Source organism: Kordiimonas sp. (assembly GCF_965216265.1).
GTDB lineage: Bacteria > Pseudomonadota > Alphaproteobacteria > Sphingomonadales > Kordiimonadaceae > Kordiimonas.
The window spans coordinates 2,456,047-2,471,416 of the sequence record NZ_OZ244153.1 but is presented as its reverse complement, the minus strand read 5'-3'; the positions used below and the strand labels follow the sequence as shown (position 1 = coordinate 2,471,416).

The following is a 15,370-nucleotide window of genomic DNA, read 5'->3' as shown; positions in this document are numbered from 1 at the left end:
CTGTTTTCAAAAACAAAGCCAAACATAGAGCATCAACATGATTACCACTTCGTGTCTTGTAGTAGTTTGATCTTTTGCCAATTTTTTCAAAACCCAGGTCTGAATACAGTTTAACTGCACGAAGATTATCAGCCTTACCTCCAGAAACAGTTTTTCTACGCGCTCGTCCTCAAGGCAAAGTCGCATTTTCAGCATAAGCGCGCGGGCCACGCCCTGCCCCTGAAATGCAGGCAGCGTCGCCAGTGTAATCAGCTCGGCTTCTCCGGCGACCATGCGATAAAGCGCAAAACCCGCAGGCGCATCCTCTGTGTTGTCACCTTCTATATGTGCCAACAGAAGATGAACCCCGGATGAAGCCATCAGGTCTTCAATCGCCTGCGCACTCCAGCCTTCTTCATCCAGCGGGCTGAAAGCCTCTTTGTGGATGGTGGCACAAAGCGCTGCGCCCTCCGCGCCAGACAGATCAATGTTTTTGACGATAATATTTGAAGGCGAGGTTCGGCTCATGCCATCACCCGTCATTGCTGAATGGGTAAAAGCGCCTTGGCTTTCACCGCATCAGCCGCGCGGAAATAGGCAGGCTCTGGCAGATAATCTTTTGGGTCGAGGTTTGATGCGAGCCGCGCAAGCATCACCGGGTCCACCACCGCGCCCTGCGCGTCATCGTCCAGAAGCACTGCGCCACTGCCAATCACCACACCGGGGGCCGCTGCCACCAGCGCCGCGATATCTGCGCCGTCAAGGCCGCCTGGCTCACCAAGGCTTTCAGGCAATTCGCCCGGCCGTGCGCTAAAGGCCTGGTAAAATGCCTGCCCGCCCCGGCCCATAAGTACCGCGTGCACCCGCTCACCCTCTCCCGCGCCAGCCTGCGCAGCCAGCACTTGAAGGCTGGTCAGCCCGATCACGGGTTTGTTGAGTGCAAGGCCAAGCCCCCGCGCCACTGAAAGCCCAATGCGTAAGCCGGTAAAAGTGCCGGGGCCAACCGTTACTGCGATGCGCTCAACGCCATCATAGGTACAGCTAGCTTCATGGAGCATTTCGTCTATCATCGGCAAAAGCCGCTCGGCGTGCCCGCGGCCAATGGCCTCAGACCGTGCAGCCAACACCGCATCACCCGCCACCAGGGCGGCGGAGCAACTGCCTTCGCAGGTATCAATTGCCAAAATAATGCCGGGGGTTGCCATGCTTATAGGTCCGTTCGCAAGATGCGCGGTGCAATATTAAAGAAGCACCTTCTTCGCGCCCCGTCTTGCCAGTTTGCGCCAAACAAGGCAAGACTAGGCATCAAATGAGGGACCTCAGATGAAAAATAGCGCGACCCTGAAACGGCATAATGAGATTTGGCACAAACTTCTGGCCTCCTTGCTGGCGGTCGCGCTTCTCGGCAGCAGCGCAGCCTTCGCGGACCAATCCGCCGCCATACTCCTGTACCACCGCTTCGGGGAAGATGATTACCCCAGCACCAACGTGCGGCTGGAACAGCTAGACGCCCAGATCAAAGAACTGAAAGAAAACGGTTCTAATTTCCTGCCCCTTGGTGAGATTGTCCGCCGCCTCAAGGCCAACGAAGCGCTGCCTGAGCGCACCGTCGCCATTACGGTGGATGACGCCTATAAATCTGTAGCTGATCATGCATGGCCCCGGCTCAAGCGGGCCGGTATTCCCATGACGCTTTTTGTCTCCACCGAGCCGGTGGATAGCCCCAGCAGCAACTATATGGATTGGGATGACGTGCGCGCACTTCACAGTGACGGCGTCGAGATCGCGCATCACACAGCCACCCACCTCCATATGATTGACGCCGGGCTTGAAGCCGCCATGGCCGATGTGCGTACCGCCAGCGCGCGCTTTGAAGCCGAGCTTGGTTTTGTACCCAAGCTGTTTGCCTACCCTTACGGCGAATATAATACCGAGATCAAAACCGCGATTGAGAAGGAAGGTTTCACTGCCGCTTTCGCGCAGGTTTCAGGTGCAGCTGCAGCGTGGAGCGACGCCTACAGCCTGCCGCGCTTCCCGGTGAATGAGCGGTACGGCGAGATGGACCGCTTCAGGCTGATCGCGGGCACCATGGCCTTGCCGGTCAGCGATGTGGTGCCGCTTGAACCGCTTCTCACGGAGGATCGCAACCCGCCGCTTTTTGGTTTCACCGTTGATGATAGCGTGCGCGGGCTGTCAGCCCTTGCCTGTTACCCAAGCCATCTGGGCAAACCGGCGGAACTTTTAACGCTTGAGGGCAACCGTATAGAAGTACGGTTCAAGGAACCCTTCCCCAAAGGGCGCAACCGTATCAATTGCACGCTCCCGGCTGGTCAAGGCCGCTGGTATTGGCTTGGTCAGTTTTTCTATGTGCCCGGCGGGGTGCTGGACTAGGGTAGCGGTCGTGCCCAGGGCCTAAGTTCAAGGGCCTAGTCGATCGCGCGCACATCCACAACTTCCGGCACATAATATTTGAGAAGGTTCTCAATACCGTGCTTGAGCGTGATTGTGCTGCTTGGGCAGCCTGAACACGCGCCCTGCAGTTGAAGGTAAACAACACCTTCCTTGAAACCACGATAGATAATATCGCCACCATCACCCGCGACCGCCGGGCGGATTTTTTCATCCAGCAGCGTTTTGATCTGGCTGGTGATATCAGCATCGGCTTCGTCTTCATCCACCGCGAGGTCTTCACCGTTTGAGCTTGGATGCGTGAGCACTGGCGCGCCAGACGAGAAAAACTGCATCAGGCCCGCAAGCACATTTGGCTTCACGTCTTCCCACTCGGTCTCGGTGGCTTTGGTGATGGTGATGAAGTCATAGCCAAGGAACACACCGGCAACACCGTCGAGCCGGAACATGGCTTCCGCAAGCGGAGAGGCATCCGCACCCTCGGGGCTTGCGAAGTTGGCTGTGCCTGTCTCCAGAACAGCGCGGCCCGGCAGGAATTTCAGCGTATCGGGGTTCGGTGTGGCTTCGGTTTCGATAAACATGACTAAATCCTTCTTGATTTAGCCTCCATGTGGTGTTTTTTTGCTCACCCGTCAAGTCACAAGATAGCGACATGCTGGCGCACCACCCAAAAGAAAGCCCTGAAATCAGGCTTAAAATATAGGTCTAAGGCCCTACAGCCCCAGAAACAATCCGGCACCAACAAGCAGTTCCGCTGCGATCCAGCCGCGCCAGAACTCTTCATCGTTTTCACTCAGGTCGGGCGGGAAAACACCTTCAAGGAAAGCCGTGATCTCAGGGACCACCGTGTCCCAGCTATGGTCTTTATCTTTATAAACAGACACATAGTCCTGCCCGACAGCAACCGACGCCACGCCAACAATTTCGAACAATTTCTCAGCAAGCGGTGACCCCGCAGCAGATGACCGGTCGGGAAAATGTATGGCAGCACCGGTGTGCACCATTCGGTGCAGAAGGAAATTGCAGCGCTCATCGCTCGCAGTATGCTCAAGCTCGATCATGAAGTCCGCCCTTGTTTTTCCGCTCTAAAATATATTTAGGAACACAGCGGGGTGGGTTCAAGAAAGCTCCGTCTCCAACCGTTCAAGACAGGCTTCAAGGGGTTTTCGGCTGCCCTGCACGCGGCAGAGGATAAGACCACCTTGTATGCGCTCAATCGCCTCGGTGGCCCAGCGTTCACCGTCGCGCCTTGAGAAGCCACTGTCAGTGGCTGCAGCGGCAAGCCCCTTTGCCCAGGCATCCACCGCCCCTTTGATCTGCGCGCCAAAAAGGCTGCGCCCTTCGCCAAGCAACAGGCTGTTCATCAGGCAAATGGGTACGTCGCCGCTATAATATAAAGCTGCCCCTTTAAGGGACGCATGAGCACGCTCAGCGCCAGCACCCTTGCCTGTGAGCGGCGAAAGCACGAGCCGCTGCAGCTTCGCGCCCGAATGCGCCAGCACATGCGCTGCAATATCCGCCTTGCCACCGGGGAAGTGGTGATAAAGGCTTGCTTTTGACAACTCCACCGCCTCCGCCAGCATGGAGAGGCTCGCGCCCTCATACCCAAAGCCTTTGAAAACCTCAGTCAACTTGTCGGCCATCACAGGCCGGGTGAATTTAGCAATGCGCGGCATGGTGTTCTCCCAACATACGGTCATACTAACCAATCGTTCGGTTAGTTTAAAGATTTGTTTGTGGATGCGCGCAAATTCTTGTTTTCGCAACTTTGCCCCAATTGATGCCCATGCTAAAAGAGGCTGCAGTGAGGAAAAGGACAACAAACACTTGAGTAAAAAGCCCACCAAAAAGGCGAGCCCCAAGCAAGGCAAGAACGCCCAGCCTGCGAAAAAGACCTCGGGCCGCGCCAATGCCAAAATGAGGGTTGAGAGCCAAACCCCGCCAAAGGGGAAATCCCGCCTGCGCCGCATCCTTTATGCTGGTGCTGTTGTGGGCGTGTGGGGTTTTATCATTGGGCTTATCACCCTCGCCTATCTGGCGCTTGACCTGCCCAACCTTGATAACCCACCTGCGCCCGGTGCTGGTGACCAGGCCGTTGTGATCAAGGCCGCGAACGGTGCAACCCTTGTGACCCAAGGGCCCATTTATGGCGACTGGGTGCAATATTCCGAGGCACCGGAAGTCCTTGTGCGGGCCTTTATGGCTGTGGAGGACAGGCATTTTTTCAACCACTCCGGCATCGATATACGTGGGCTTGGACGCGCTGTGGTCTCGAATTTGGCCGCAGGCCGGGTGCGCGCGGGCGGCAGCACCATCACCCAGCAACTGGCTAAAAACCTGTTCCTTTCAAACGAACGCACCATGAAGCGGAAAGCGCAGGAGCTTTTGCTCGCCTTCTGGCTTGAGCAGAAGTTCACCAAAAACCAGATCATGACGCTGTACCTTAACCGGGTGTATTTTGGCGGTGGGGCCTACGGTATCGACGCGGCGTCCCGCAAGTTTTTCGGCCATAGCGCCACCACGCTTTCGGTAGCGGAAAGTGCCATGCTGGCGGGCCTTGTGAAAGCACCCTCAAGCCTCGCACCGCACATCAACCCCGAAGGGGCATGGGACAGGGCGCGGGTTGTGCTCAACACCATGGTGGACGCTGGCGCGCTGACGCGCGCGGCAGCGGAGAAGATCAAAACCCAACCACCCACCATCCGCGGCTCTGCCTCGGGCCGTGATGTGCGCTATTTCACCGACTGGGTGTTGAGTGAAACGGACAAGGTTGCGCCCATGTCGCGCGGCAAATCGCTAGTCATATACACAACGCTTGACCCCGGCGTGCAGCGCGCGGCAGCCATGGCGCTGGACCGTGGCCTTGGGGAAGAAGGCGCGCGGCGCGGCGCAAGCCAGGGTGCCATTGTAGCCATGGACCACGACGGGGCCGTGCGCGGCATGGTAGGCGGTGCAGATTACGGCAAAAGCCAATATAACCGCGCGGTGCAGGCGCTCAGGCAACCGGGCTCCGCCTTCAAGCTGTTCTCATATCTCGCTGCCCTTGAAGCAGGTATTGACCCAAACGACCGCTACCGCGACCAGATGATCAATATTGATGGCTGGTCACCCAAAAACTACACCGGCGTGTTTTCAGGCGACATGGATGTGCGCGAAGCCTTTGCCCGTTCCATCAACACCGTCGCGGTTCAGGTGGCGGAAGAAGTGGGCCGTGACAGGGTGGCCCTGATGGCAAAACGCCTTGGCATCACAACCCATGTATCCCCACTCGCGAGCCTGCCGCTCGGCACCGAAGAAGTGAAACTTGTGGACCTGACCGGCGCCTATGCTGCGATCGCCAACGGCGGCTTTGAAGCAGAGCCTTACGGCATTGTCGAGATCACCACGCTTGAGGGGCAAGTGATATACCGGCGCAACCCCTTAAGCCCGCGCGCGGTGCTCACTTACCCTGTGGTGGAAGATATGGCGAGCATGCTGACCTCCGTTGTTGAATGGGGTTCAGGCAAAAACGCACAAATCGACCGGCCAGCCGCGGGCAAATCCGGCACCTCGCAAGACAGCCGCGATGCGGTGTTTGCCGGTTTCACCAGCGATATGACGGCAGCGGTGTGGGTTGGTAATGATGACGGCACGCCCATGAAAGGTGTCACCGGTGGCGGCTTGCCTGCCCGCATCTGGGGTGATTTCATGCTGGAAGCCCACGCAGGAGAACCCGTGAGGCCGCTCCTTGCCGATTCTGCGCTTTTCATCAAAGCTGCAAAAGATTACGAGGAAGAACGTGAAGATGAAGACGGCGATAAAAAGAAGGGGTTCTTTCGCCGTTTGTTTGGCAACTGAGGATAAGCTGATGCAGAGAGCAAAAACCCGCAACCCCAAGGTTGATGCATTCCTTGACGGGCTGGCTCACGCTGAGCGTGACACGATTGATCTGTTGCGCGATATGGTGCTGGGCATTAGCGATGAAATTTCTGAGCAGATCAAATGGAATGGCCCGAGCTTTTGCATTGATGGTGACGACCGGCTGACCATGCGACTGGCCCCCAAGGGTGGGCTGCAGATGATCTTCCATTGCGGCGCGAAGGGCGCAGCCGACAAGGTTGTCGATTTTAAAGACACCACCGGCCGGATGACATGGCCTGCCGCCAACCGTGGTGTGCTCAGCATCGACACAAAAGACGATATTCTGGCGGAAGCGGATGGGCTCAAAAACCTGTTTGGCAGCTGGATTTTCGCTGCGCGTTAACGCACCACACTTTACGCCACACCTACGCCACAAAAACCGTCACACTTTCACCCAAAAAACGGGGTTATGCCACACATCTGTGGCGTAATTTGGGGGCCTGCACGGCTCGTCAGATGCGGCATATCGTCCTCATCGACACACAAGCCTTGTGTATTTTGCGCCACCTATTATCTATAGACTTGCTTTTAGATAATAGGAAAAGCCATGACCGCTATTAGTGGAAACCTGGACCGCAGCCTGATCAAATCCTTCGTGGAGGCCTTTTATCAGGGCATCCGCGCGCACGCTGTTCTGGGCCCGATTTTTGAAGACAAACTGGCGGATCACTGGGACGCGCATATCGAAACCCTGACCGATTTCTGGATGACGGTTTTGGCGGGTGAGCGAGCCTATAAGGGCAACCCGTTTGCGGTTCACAAACGCCTTGAAGGCCTTGAGGCGAGCCACTTTCCGCTCTGGCTTGAGGTTTTTGACGAGACCGCGACGCGGGAGTTGTCACCCGAGCTGGCCGCCTATGCTACCGAGAAAGCGCACCGGATTGCGGACAGCCTGAAACAGGGGCTTTTCTTCCGGCCAGAGTTTGCACTTAGGCCCGCAGGCGCGTCCTGAAATCATTCAAACCGCACGGCCATAAGCGCTTGGCCTTCCGCGCCCTTAAGCCGCTTGCGCTGGATCTTATAATCGGGCCGGAGCTGGCCAACATGGGCCCAGAAACGGGGGCTGTGGTTCATCTCAAGAAGGTGCGCAACCTCGTGCGCGACAACATAATCCAGCACTTCGTCCGCCGCCATGATCAGCCGCCAGTTGAATTTCAGCGTGCGTGCGCTCGAGCAACTGCCCCACCGGCTCCGCATATCCCCAATCGCCAGACGATCAAACGTTATGCCAAGCGCTTCGGCGTGATGATCCGCACAGCGCCTTAGCTGCGCTCTGGCTTCCGATTTCAGCCATGACATCAAGCGCTTGGGCGCCATATCCCGTGGGCCGCCAACCGTGATAACACCGTCGCCCTGCGTAACCTTACGCGGGCTCATATCGGTGAACTCAAGCCTGTGCGGCACCCCGCGAAAGCTGAAAAATGTGCCGTCCATCACAAGAGGTGCCGTGGGCAGTGCTGCCCGGGCGTCCTCAAGCCATGAGGTGTGTTTTTCCATAAACTTGCGTGCTGCACGCAGGCTGGCACGCTTCGGCAGCGTTAATTTCACTTCTTTTGAAATATCGCAAATGCGCAGGATCATGCGCTTTGCTCGCCCGCTTCGACGCACGCGAACCGGCACCTCCTCGCCTGAAAGCGTGATATGAAGCGGCTCGTTCACCCTTCGCGGCCGCCGGTCTCTGCCTGTGTTTTGGCGTCTGCCTGTGCTTTGGCTTTCGATTGTGCATGATTGGTTTTCTGCTCACCCCACCAGCGCCAGAGCTGCGGGTGGCCCACATCCTTGGCCAGATGAATGTTTGCCATCTTGCTGCCAAGGAAATAGCCCGCATAAGCCGCGAGGAAGTTGATCCAGATGTAGGAATTGCCGCCAATCTCCCAATATTGGAACCAGAGAATCGCGGACACGAAGTTCATGATGCTGTTGATTATGAAATTGACGATGAGGTCGATACCGATATTGATCGTCCAGTTTGCCGGGTTCAGCATCTTGCCAAGGAAACTGATAATCTCCAGAAGCTCAATCACAAAATAGGTGTAGAAAGCTGCGGTGCCGTAAAAGCCACCGCCAAATGTCATCCATTTTTTGAGCGCAAAGTTGGTTTCTTTTTCCTTGCGCTCCTTTCGGCCCTTCTTCAGCGCCTTGAGCTTTTCTTCCAGCTCTTTTTTGTTACCAAAAGGTTCGATCTTGCCGCTGTGCAGCATCCAGCCAATAAGGAAATACGCGGTGATACCGACCGGTATCATCACCTTGAATACAGATATAAATATCGCAGAAAACAAGACTATTCCCCCATGTCACCACCTGCATGGCCCGCGTGCTCAGGCAGGCCAGTCCACCAGATGATCTTCATAATCGCCGGCAACACGCTCATCAACAGCGCGGCCCCTAACCGACTGCCCCGCTTTATGCACGCTGTCCCTTGAGCCAGAGACAAGCGGGTGCCAGTCAAAAAGATCCTTCCCCTCATATAAGAGACGGTAAGCGCAGGTTGAAGGCATCCACGGCAATTTATCAAGCAGGTCCGGGCTCATCACCACACAGTTCCCCACATAGCGTTGACGCACCATATATTTGCTGCAGGCTGTGGTTTCCGCATCCAGAAAGCGGCAAGCGATATCGGTATAGTGAATTTCGCCCGTGTCTTCGTCTTCAAGCTTGTGAAGGCAGCATTTACCACACCCATCACACAGGCTTTCCCACTCTTCGCGGGTCATCTCATGCAGCTTTTTTTCTTTCCAGAAAGGCATTAATTCGCTCACTTCAACACCGGCTTCAATGCATTTGCCATGTCTTCCGGGTTATCACGCGCAGAGAACAGGCTCTGGTATTCGCCCTTCGGGTCCATCACAAGAATAAAGGACTGGTGGTCCATCAGATACCCGTCAACGCCTTCTTGCACCCGCTTCTTGAAATATACACGGTATTTTTGCGCAACGTCTTGAATTTCTTCCATGGTGCCCGTGAGTGCAATCAGGCGCGGATGGAAGTCCGTAACATAGTCGTCCAGCGCTTCAACGGTATCCCGTTCCGGGTCAACAGTAATGAAAAGCGGCTGCAAGGGTGAGGTATCAAAACCTTCGTCTTCAAGTAGCTGCAGCGCACGAGTCATCTTCGCAAGCTCAAGCGGGCATACATCCGGGCAAAAGCTGTAACCAAAATAGATGAGCATATATTTGCCGCGAAAATCCTCGTTGCTCATGCGTTCGCCCGTGTGGGCCGTCAGCGTGAAATCGCCGCCAAGCGCTGCGCCAACATCTTTGCTACTGGTAAATTTCTGCGCGAGCATAAAAATCGCAACCGCTGCGACGGCAGCCCAGGCCACTATACGTATCACTTTCATGCCACATCTCCATAAATTGATCGCTGTTGGGGAGAAACTTCTCCCTTTACCCTTGTGATCGTGGAGTTGTTATAGAAATATGAAGGCCAGATGTCACCTTACATGCGGCATATCGCCCAACGTGATGACAAATAATTGAAAATGGAGTTCTTAATGTTTGCGATCAAACGCGCCCTGATGCTTGTCTGCCTTCTTATGGGGGTCACCGCTGTGACCGCACCGTCGATGGCAATCAACCCGCAGTATGACCTGCTTAAAGCGGTTGAGGAGGACGACATCAATAAAGCGACTGATCTGCTTTCAAAAGGAACCTCCCCTGACACCCGCCGCCGCAGCGACAGTATTCCCGCGATTCTGATCGCCGCCGAGAAGGGCAATATGGCGATGATGAAGCTGTTACTTGATTATCGCGCCAATCCTGACCTCGCGGACCGCAACCGCGGTGAAACAGCCCTGATGAAACGCGCCGTGGCCGGTGACACCGCCATGATCCAGTTGCTTTTGAGCTACAAGGCCGACCCGAACCGGGCTGATATTGCGCAGGAAACGCCGCTTATTAAGGCAGTGCGCAGCCGCAAATTTAAGGCTGTTGAAGTACTGCTGGATGCAGGTGCCGACCCCAACGTGCAGGACCTTACCGGCAAAACCGCGCTCGAGTATGCTAAGTTGAACCGGAACCGCCGCATGGTGCGGGCGCTAGAGGATGCGGGGGCGACCTATTAACGAGCTGGTTGGCACATTCTTAACTGCTGATGCCGATTGGCTGTTATTATTCAGCCTCGGCCTTCTCGTTGAACTGGTGCTGGGTGGCAAGAAAATTCTTGGCCGCCTGCCCAGCACCGACACCCTGATTAACCTGCCCTTTTCTTTCTTCAAAAAACGGCTCGACCGGGCAAACCGAAGCCCGGGTGCCTTGAAGTTGCGTGGTTTACTGACCCTTGTCGTGCTGTTTCCCATCGCTGTATACGCGGGCGCTCTTCTCAACACCTTCATGGTGATGGAACCTTTTGGCCCACCCGTTGCCGCCCTCTTCATCGCGCGGTCCATCAACCTGCGCGGCATGTGGGAAGAAACGGTTGCCACCGCTCAAAAACAAAATGCAGGTATGCATGCGGCCCTTCGTACAGGAAATGCGCAGCTGGTGCTCAATATCACGCGCGACTGGGGCGCGAACATGGTGTTGTTCACACTCGGTGGTTTTGCACTGATGCTACCGTTTCGTCTGTGCTGCGTAGCCCTTGACGGTATTAACCCCACCAGCGCCGCCTGGCCCAAGGCACCTTTCACTCGTCCTTTTATCCTGCTCTATGACCTGATGGCCCTGCCCGGCGCGCTTTTAATGAGCCTTTGTTTTTCACTCGCACCCATACTGGTGCCCGGCACAAAATTGGGGGCAGCGCGCGGCCCCATTGCTGAAAGCACTAGGCATGGCGGACTTCGTGGCATTTTGTCGCGGATAATTCCGCTTTCAATTGTGGCATATGGCCTTGGCTACGCTTTTCGTTTTGATGGAAGCGGGTCGGGGAAAGCCAAACGCTGGCTCGGCCCCAAGGATGGACGCGCCCGGCTTGAAAGCAGCGACACCCGCCAGACCGCCATGTTTCTTTTAGCGTCTGGCGCGTGGATGGCGCTTGTTATGATTATGATGGCGATGTTGATTCTTCTGGCCAAAAACTAGGACATTCGGGTGCCACAAAACAAAAAAGACAATGAAGACCTGATCCTGTTTGATCTCGATATGCCCCATGGCGGCGGCGTGCGGCTTGGCACGCTTGTGATGATTCGCTGGATGGGTATCGCGGGCCAACTTCTCGCGCTGATCGTGGTTGGCGGTGTGCTGCGGTTTGACCTGCTCCTGCACTTCACGTTGCCTATTGTGCTTGTGTCTGCGCTGATCAACATGTGGTTTTCCTTCCGGGCGGACAAAAACACCCGGCTGAATGACCGGCAATCTGCCGCCCATTTGGCATTTGACCTCGTCCACCTCGCGGCGCTTCTATTTGTGACCGGTGGGCTCGCAAACCCTTTTGCGCTGCTGATGATATCTCCCACCAGCGTGTCGGCGTCCATTCTCGGGCGGCGCAGCACCAAATATCTGATCATGCTTTCGCTCCTACTGGTAACCGCGCTGGCGTTCACGCCCTTCCCGCTACCGTGGGACGGCACCCCGCCGCGCATTGACCCGCTTCTACTCGCAGGGCTTTGGATCGCGCTGTGTTTTACGCTTGTGTTCCTCGCGCTTTATATGGCGCGGGTCGGGCGCGAAGGGCGCCACCGGGCGCGGGCGCTGGCGGCCACACAGGCAGCGCTTGAGCACGAACAGCGGCTTGCGGCGCTTGGCACATTGGCGGCCGCTGCCGCGCACGAACTTGGCACCCCGCTTGGCACCATCCTGCTCGCCTCCAAGGAATTGTTGGAAACATGGGAAGGCGATGGTGATACCAAAGCTGACCTCGAGCTGATCGTACAGGAAACCAGTCGTTGCCGCGATATCCTCTCGCAATTGCGTGAGCACCGGCAGGCAGGCTCCGCTGAGCATTTCACCCATATCGAGCTTGAAGCCCTTTTGCGAGAAGCAGCCGCACCGCACGAAGAACGCGGCATCAAAATCAAATTTGTAGCTGACGGCATTGGTGCGCTGAGAGTGGGACGTTCGCCTGAGTTTATTCATGCCATACGCAATATCGTTGAAAATGCAGTCGGCTACGCAACGTCCCTCGTTCAGGTCAGCGCAGGATGGGATGAGGATACAGTTTCCATCACCATCGTCGATGATGGGCCCGGCTTCGACCCGCAGATCATTCGCCGCCTTGGTGAGCCCTATGTCACCACGCGCCACCCCACACCGGGACGGGACGGCGGGCTGGGCCTTGGGCTTTTCATTGCCAAAACACTGCTTGAACGCACAGGCGCCACAGTAGAATTTGGCATGGGTAGCGCCGGCGGTGCAGAAATTCTGATAGAATGGCCCAGGCGACGGCTAGAGTTTGCACCGCAAGAACCACGACAGGATAAAAAAGCATGAACGATACACACACCGATCATACCGAAAAAAGCCTGCTGATTGTTGAGGATGACAAAGCGTTCCGCACACGGCTTACTGTCTCGATGGAGCGTCGAGGCTTTAAGGTTTATGCCGCAGAAGGCATTGAGGAAGGTGCTATCCTCGCGTCTCAACACCGGCCACGGTATGCCGTGGTGGATATGAAACTTGAGGACGGCAACGGCCTCGACCTTGTACCGTCGCTTCGCCAAATTCGCCCTGATATGCGGGTCATTATCCTCACCGGATACGGCAATCTCGCGAGCGCTGTCGCGGCGGTAAAGGCTGGTGCAGTGGACTTCCTCGCCAAACCGGCGGACCCTGACCAGATTGCCGCTGCACTCCTGACGCCAGAAGGTCAAACACCACCAGTGCCAGAAAACCCCATGTCGGCAGATCGGGTGAAATGGGAGCATATTCAGCGTGTGTATGAGATGTGCGACAGGAACGTGTCTGAGACCGCGCGGCGGCTCAACATGCACCGGCGCACGTTGCAGCGCATCTTGGCAAAACGGTCCCCCCAGTAAGCGGTTAGGCGGAGATCATCGGGTCTACGGCCTGCCCCTGGAACAGCGTGATCCCCAAAAGATGGCCAAGGTCGATATCCGTCGGCTCCGCACATCCATCAAGAATCACCCGCGCCTTGCCGACGCGGTCGATTTTGTTCTGAATTGCTGTCTCGGTTTTATTATTCAGCCAATCAACCTTGTTACCGGGCGGCAGCGCGATTTTCACAAAAGCGGCCTGCATGGGCTCGATATCAATGGCAAGAAACGCAAGCGGGTGCAAATCCCCTATTGAGAGCCGATACCCGGCCCCAAGCAACATGGCGATGGCCGCTTGGTAGGCCACAGGGTTTGCAATGACATCAACCGCGCTAAACTCGATCACCACTTTGGAACGCCGCTGTGTGCCGAGTGACTTCTCGAATATCTCAAAAGCTGGAGACAATACCGCGGCGCTGGTAACCTTGATGCTGGATGCGAGCGAGGCTTCATTGGTCATACCGGGTGTGGACGCCAGAACCTGCCGCGCAACAAGATCATCCATATAGCCGGACAGCCAGCGGTTTTCCGCCAGCACTCGGCCCTCAAGCAAGGTTTCATAGACAAGCTTACGCGGCACAAACTTGTGTTCCAGCACAGGCATTGGTGGTGAGCTGCCCAAAATGGCCTTCACGAACTGTTTGCGCAGCAGACCCGCAACATCCGCGCCCTGCAGCGCTTTTGTCAGGGTCAGCAAAAGTTCCGGATCCAGGTCTCGATCGGTAACTTCTTCCTTCGCAGGCGGTATCACCGGCATCATGCGCACATGGCTGGGCTGATACGCCATAGGCGGGCTGTCATCTTCCGGCGGCTTGATCAAGCCTTTCGGGCCCTTTTTGCTACCAACTTTCTTGAGCGTCAGCTCACTGTTTTCGCCCATCTGCTCAGGTGCCGTTTCGCCAAGCCGCAACAAATCGCTCAATTGCTCGGCGTAATTCTTGAACTCTTCATAGTCAGCTTCAAGGTCAAACCAGACGACAAACTCGTCGCTCACCCCCTGAACCGGGTCGAGGGATGCGATAAGCGAGGAATCTTTCAACTTGCGACGAATGGCGTTCAGAGAGGGGTCAATGTCATGCACGCTCGCGTCTTTTGTGATCAGCACCAGATCGGCGTTGGGAAGTGCAAACATGGTTGCCCCAAAACGCGTGATCACCCCCCTGAGGGCGGCGGCTGCAAACAAGCGGTAATGTTCCTCACGGAAATAGCGCTCAAGCGCAGACAGGCGAATATGAACCGCGCGTCGCCCTTCGGCGTGGCGCCGCAACTGCTTTACATAGTCAACCATGCGGTCGAGCGATGTCAGGTCTTTGCTCACGTAGATATTAATCCAGCCTTGCCCTACGGTGTCTGCTGTCGCGGATGATAAGATAAATTAAGTTAATTTACCCTGAAAACTTCTTAACCCGATGCAACCACCACGCGCTTTCATTGATCGAATAAACTGGTCTGTAATGCAAAATCTGGGTGTCGGGCAAGACGCTATCGATCTGGTTATCAAGGATATAGGTTACATCCTCCAGTTCGACCGCAAGTACCGCGTGCGCTACATGCAGGTTTTCATCCTGCAGGATAACAAGGCGCATGCTTTCCGGATCGACGCCCAGACGCTTAAGGGTGATATATTTGCTGATGGCGTAATCTTCACAGTCTCCGTCCTTAAGGAAGAACTCGTCGGGCGTTGCCCAATAGTCCGGAATGCCCCAGTTCACCGGGTCAACGATATAGGCCGCCCGGTTCATATAGGCATTCACAGCATCCAACTGTTCACGGGCCGGCGTTTCCTGCTGTTCGCCAACAAAAACATCCCACGCTTCGCGACTGCAAACCACACGCCCCGCCCCTCTGCAACGTTCTGCGGCGCTTCCTGTGGGCGCTTCAGGCAATGTTTTTGGTTTGTTGTGGCGCTGCCACATCTCGGTCCATTTGGCAAACTTGGTCATATTGGTGGACCGCAGTTCCATGCTGCCAAACAAGCCTCCCATGCGGACCTGCGCCCACGCCTGTGGCTCAGCGACAAAAAGCAGCAAAACTACACAGATTGTAAGCGAGCGCAGCAAGCCTGACATATAATCCCGTACCAAAATTGTTTGTGCCCGAAGGCAGAGCGTTTAAACATAGTGTGATGATTTTGATGTTCCAAGTCACTTCCTT

General features: G+C 56.0%; 19 protein-coding genes. 8 read left to right on the top strand and 11 right to left on the bottom strand.

What is annotated here, in order from left to right; translation table 11 throughout:
- Window positions 1-6: 6 nt before the first annotated feature.
- Entirely contained in the window at window positions 7-507 is a 501-nt protein-coding gene (locus ACOOGA_RS11375) for a GNAT family N-acetyltransferase (RefSeq protein ID WP_420428730.1), read from the bottom strand.
- A gap of 11 nt (window positions 508-518) precedes the next feature.
- Window positions 519-1,184 (bottom strand): tRNA (adenosine(37)-N6)-threonylcarbamoyltransferase complex dimerization subunit type 1 TsaB, encoded by a 666-nt coding sequence (gene tsaB, locus ACOOGA_RS11370; RefSeq protein WP_417459627.1) that lies wholly within the window; start codon window positions 1,182-1,184, stop codon window positions 519-521.
- 118 nt (window positions 1,185-1,302) lie between these two features.
- Between tsaB and ACOOGA_RS11365 the strand changes: the two genes are divergently transcribed.
- Complete coding sequence (locus tag ACOOGA_RS11365) at window positions 1,303-2,370, top strand: polysaccharide deacetylase family protein (protein WP_417459626.1); 1,068 nt, start codon at window positions 1,303-1,305, stop codon at window positions 2,368-2,370.
- 35 nt (window positions 2,371-2,405) lie between these two features.
- Here the strand turns inward: ACOOGA_RS11365 and ACOOGA_RS11360 are convergent, their stop codons facing one another.
- The 3 genes from ACOOGA_RS11360 to ACOOGA_RS11350 all read right to left on the bottom strand — a co-directional run bounded on the left by ACOOGA_RS11360 (window position 2,406) and on the right by ACOOGA_RS11350 (window position 4,064).
- On the bottom strand, window positions 2,406-2,969 hold the full coding sequence (locus ACOOGA_RS11360) for a NifU family protein (RefSeq protein ID WP_417459625.1): 564 nt from the start codon (window positions 2,967-2,969) through the stop codon (window positions 2,406-2,408).
- Window positions 2,970-3,101: 132 nt separating this feature from the next.
- Complete coding sequence (locus tag ACOOGA_RS11355; protein WP_417459624.1) at window positions 3,102-3,449, bottom strand: NifU N-terminal domain-containing protein; 348 nt, start codon at window positions 3,447-3,449, stop codon at window positions 3,102-3,104.
- A 57-nt stretch (window positions 3,450-3,506) separates the two neighbouring features.
- On the bottom strand, window positions 3,507-4,064 hold the full coding sequence (locus ACOOGA_RS11350; RefSeq protein ID WP_417459623.1) for a TetR/AcrR family transcriptional regulator: 558 nt from the start codon (window positions 4,062-4,064) through the stop codon (window positions 3,507-3,509).
- Window positions 4,065-4,215: 151 nt separating this feature from the next.
- On the opposite strand from ACOOGA_RS11350, the gene ACOOGA_RS11345 reads away from it, so the two are divergent.
- The 3 genes from ACOOGA_RS11345 (at window position 4,216) to ACOOGA_RS11335 (ending at window position 7,240) form a co-directional block, all read left to right on the top strand.
- Window positions 4,216-6,225: a transglycosylase domain-containing protein gene (locus tag ACOOGA_RS11345; RefSeq protein ID WP_417459622.1), complete on the top strand. Its 2,010-nt coding sequence runs from the start codon at window positions 4,216-4,218 to the stop codon at window positions 6,223-6,225.
- 10 nt (window positions 6,226-6,235) lie between these two features.
- A complete protein-coding gene (locus ACOOGA_RS11340; RefSeq protein WP_417459621.1) occupies window positions 6,236-6,631 on the top strand; it encodes a DUF1801 domain-containing protein in 396 nt (131 codons plus the stop codon).
- Window positions 6,632-6,835: 204 nt separating this feature from the next.
- Window positions 6,836-7,240 (top strand): group III truncated hemoglobin, encoded by a 405-nt coding sequence (locus tag ACOOGA_RS11335; protein WP_417459620.1) that lies wholly within the window; start codon window positions 6,836-6,838, stop codon window positions 7,238-7,240.
- Window positions 7,241-7,242: 2 nt separating this feature from the next.
- On the opposite strand, the gene ACOOGA_RS11330 is transcribed toward ACOOGA_RS11335, so the two are convergent.
- From ACOOGA_RS11330 to ACOOGA_RS11315, 4 genes are read right to left on the bottom strand one after another with little or no spacing between them, the layout of a single operon-like run.
- The gene (locus ACOOGA_RS11330; protein ID WP_417459619.1) at window positions 7,243-7,947 is read right to left on the bottom strand and encodes a M48 family metallopeptidase; all 705 of its coding nucleotides are present in this window, start codon (window positions 7,945-7,947) and stop codon (window positions 7,243-7,245) included.
- Entirely contained in the window at window positions 7,944-8,567 is a 624-nt protein-coding gene (locus ACOOGA_RS11325) for a hypothetical protein (RefSeq protein WP_417459618.1), read from the bottom strand. Before ACOOGA_RS11325 ends, ACOOGA_RS11330 begins: the two co-directional genes overlap by 4 nt.
- Before the next feature lie 39 nt (window positions 8,568-8,606).
- Window positions 8,607-9,035, bottom strand: coding sequence for a YcgN family cysteine cluster protein (locus tag ACOOGA_RS11320; RefSeq protein WP_417459617.1), 429 nt, complete (start codon window positions 9,033-9,035; stop codon window positions 8,607-8,609).
- Window positions 9,036-9,043: 8 nt separating this feature from the next.
- Window positions 9,044-9,628: an SCO family protein gene (locus ACOOGA_RS11315; protein WP_417459616.1), complete on the bottom strand. Its 585-nt coding sequence runs from the start codon at window positions 9,626-9,628 to the stop codon at window positions 9,044-9,046.
- Window positions 9,629-9,781: 153 nt separating this feature from the next.
- On the opposite strand from ACOOGA_RS11315, the gene ACOOGA_RS11310 reads away from it, so the two are divergent.
- The 4 genes from ACOOGA_RS11310 to ACOOGA_RS11295 are packed head-to-tail and all read left to right on the top strand — an operon-like array spanning window position 9,782 to window position 13,198.
- Entirely contained in the window at window positions 9,782-10,351 is a 570-nt protein-coding gene (locus tag ACOOGA_RS11310) for an ankyrin repeat domain-containing protein (RefSeq protein WP_417459615.1), read from the top strand.
- Entirely contained in the window at window positions 10,332-11,306 is a 975-nt protein-coding gene (locus ACOOGA_RS11305; RefSeq protein ID WP_417459614.1) for a hypothetical protein, read from the top strand. The genes ACOOGA_RS11310 and ACOOGA_RS11305 overlap by 20 nt, the downstream gene beginning before the upstream one ends.
- Before the next feature lie 9 nt (window positions 11,307-11,315).
- Window positions 11,316-12,653, top strand: a complete 1,338-nt coding sequence (locus ACOOGA_RS11300) for an ActS/PrrB/RegB family redox-sensitive histidine kinase (RefSeq protein ID WP_417459613.1) — start codon at window positions 11,316-11,318, stop codon at window positions 12,651-12,653.
- Window positions 12,650-13,198, top strand: a complete 549-nt coding sequence (locus tag ACOOGA_RS11295) for an ActR/PrrA/RegA family redox response regulator transcription factor (protein ID WP_417459612.1) — start codon at window positions 12,650-12,652, stop codon at window positions 13,196-13,198. The genes ACOOGA_RS11300 and ACOOGA_RS11295 overlap by 4 nt, the downstream gene beginning before the upstream one ends.
- A gap of 4 nt (window positions 13,199-13,202) precedes the next feature.
- On the opposite strand, the gene ACOOGA_RS11290 is transcribed toward ACOOGA_RS11295, so the two are convergent.
- Both ACOOGA_RS11290 and ACOOGA_RS11285 read right to left on the bottom strand, forming a co-directional pair.
- A complete protein-coding gene (locus tag ACOOGA_RS11290; protein WP_417459611.1) occupies window positions 13,203-14,534 on the bottom strand; it encodes a hypothetical protein in 1,332 nt (443 codons plus the stop codon).
- A 67-nt stretch (window positions 14,535-14,601) separates the two neighbouring features.
- Entirely contained in the window at window positions 14,602-15,285 is a 684-nt protein-coding gene (locus ACOOGA_RS11285; protein WP_417459610.1) for a transglutaminase-like cysteine peptidase, read from the bottom strand.
- Window positions 15,286-15,370: the final 85 nt, after the last annotated feature.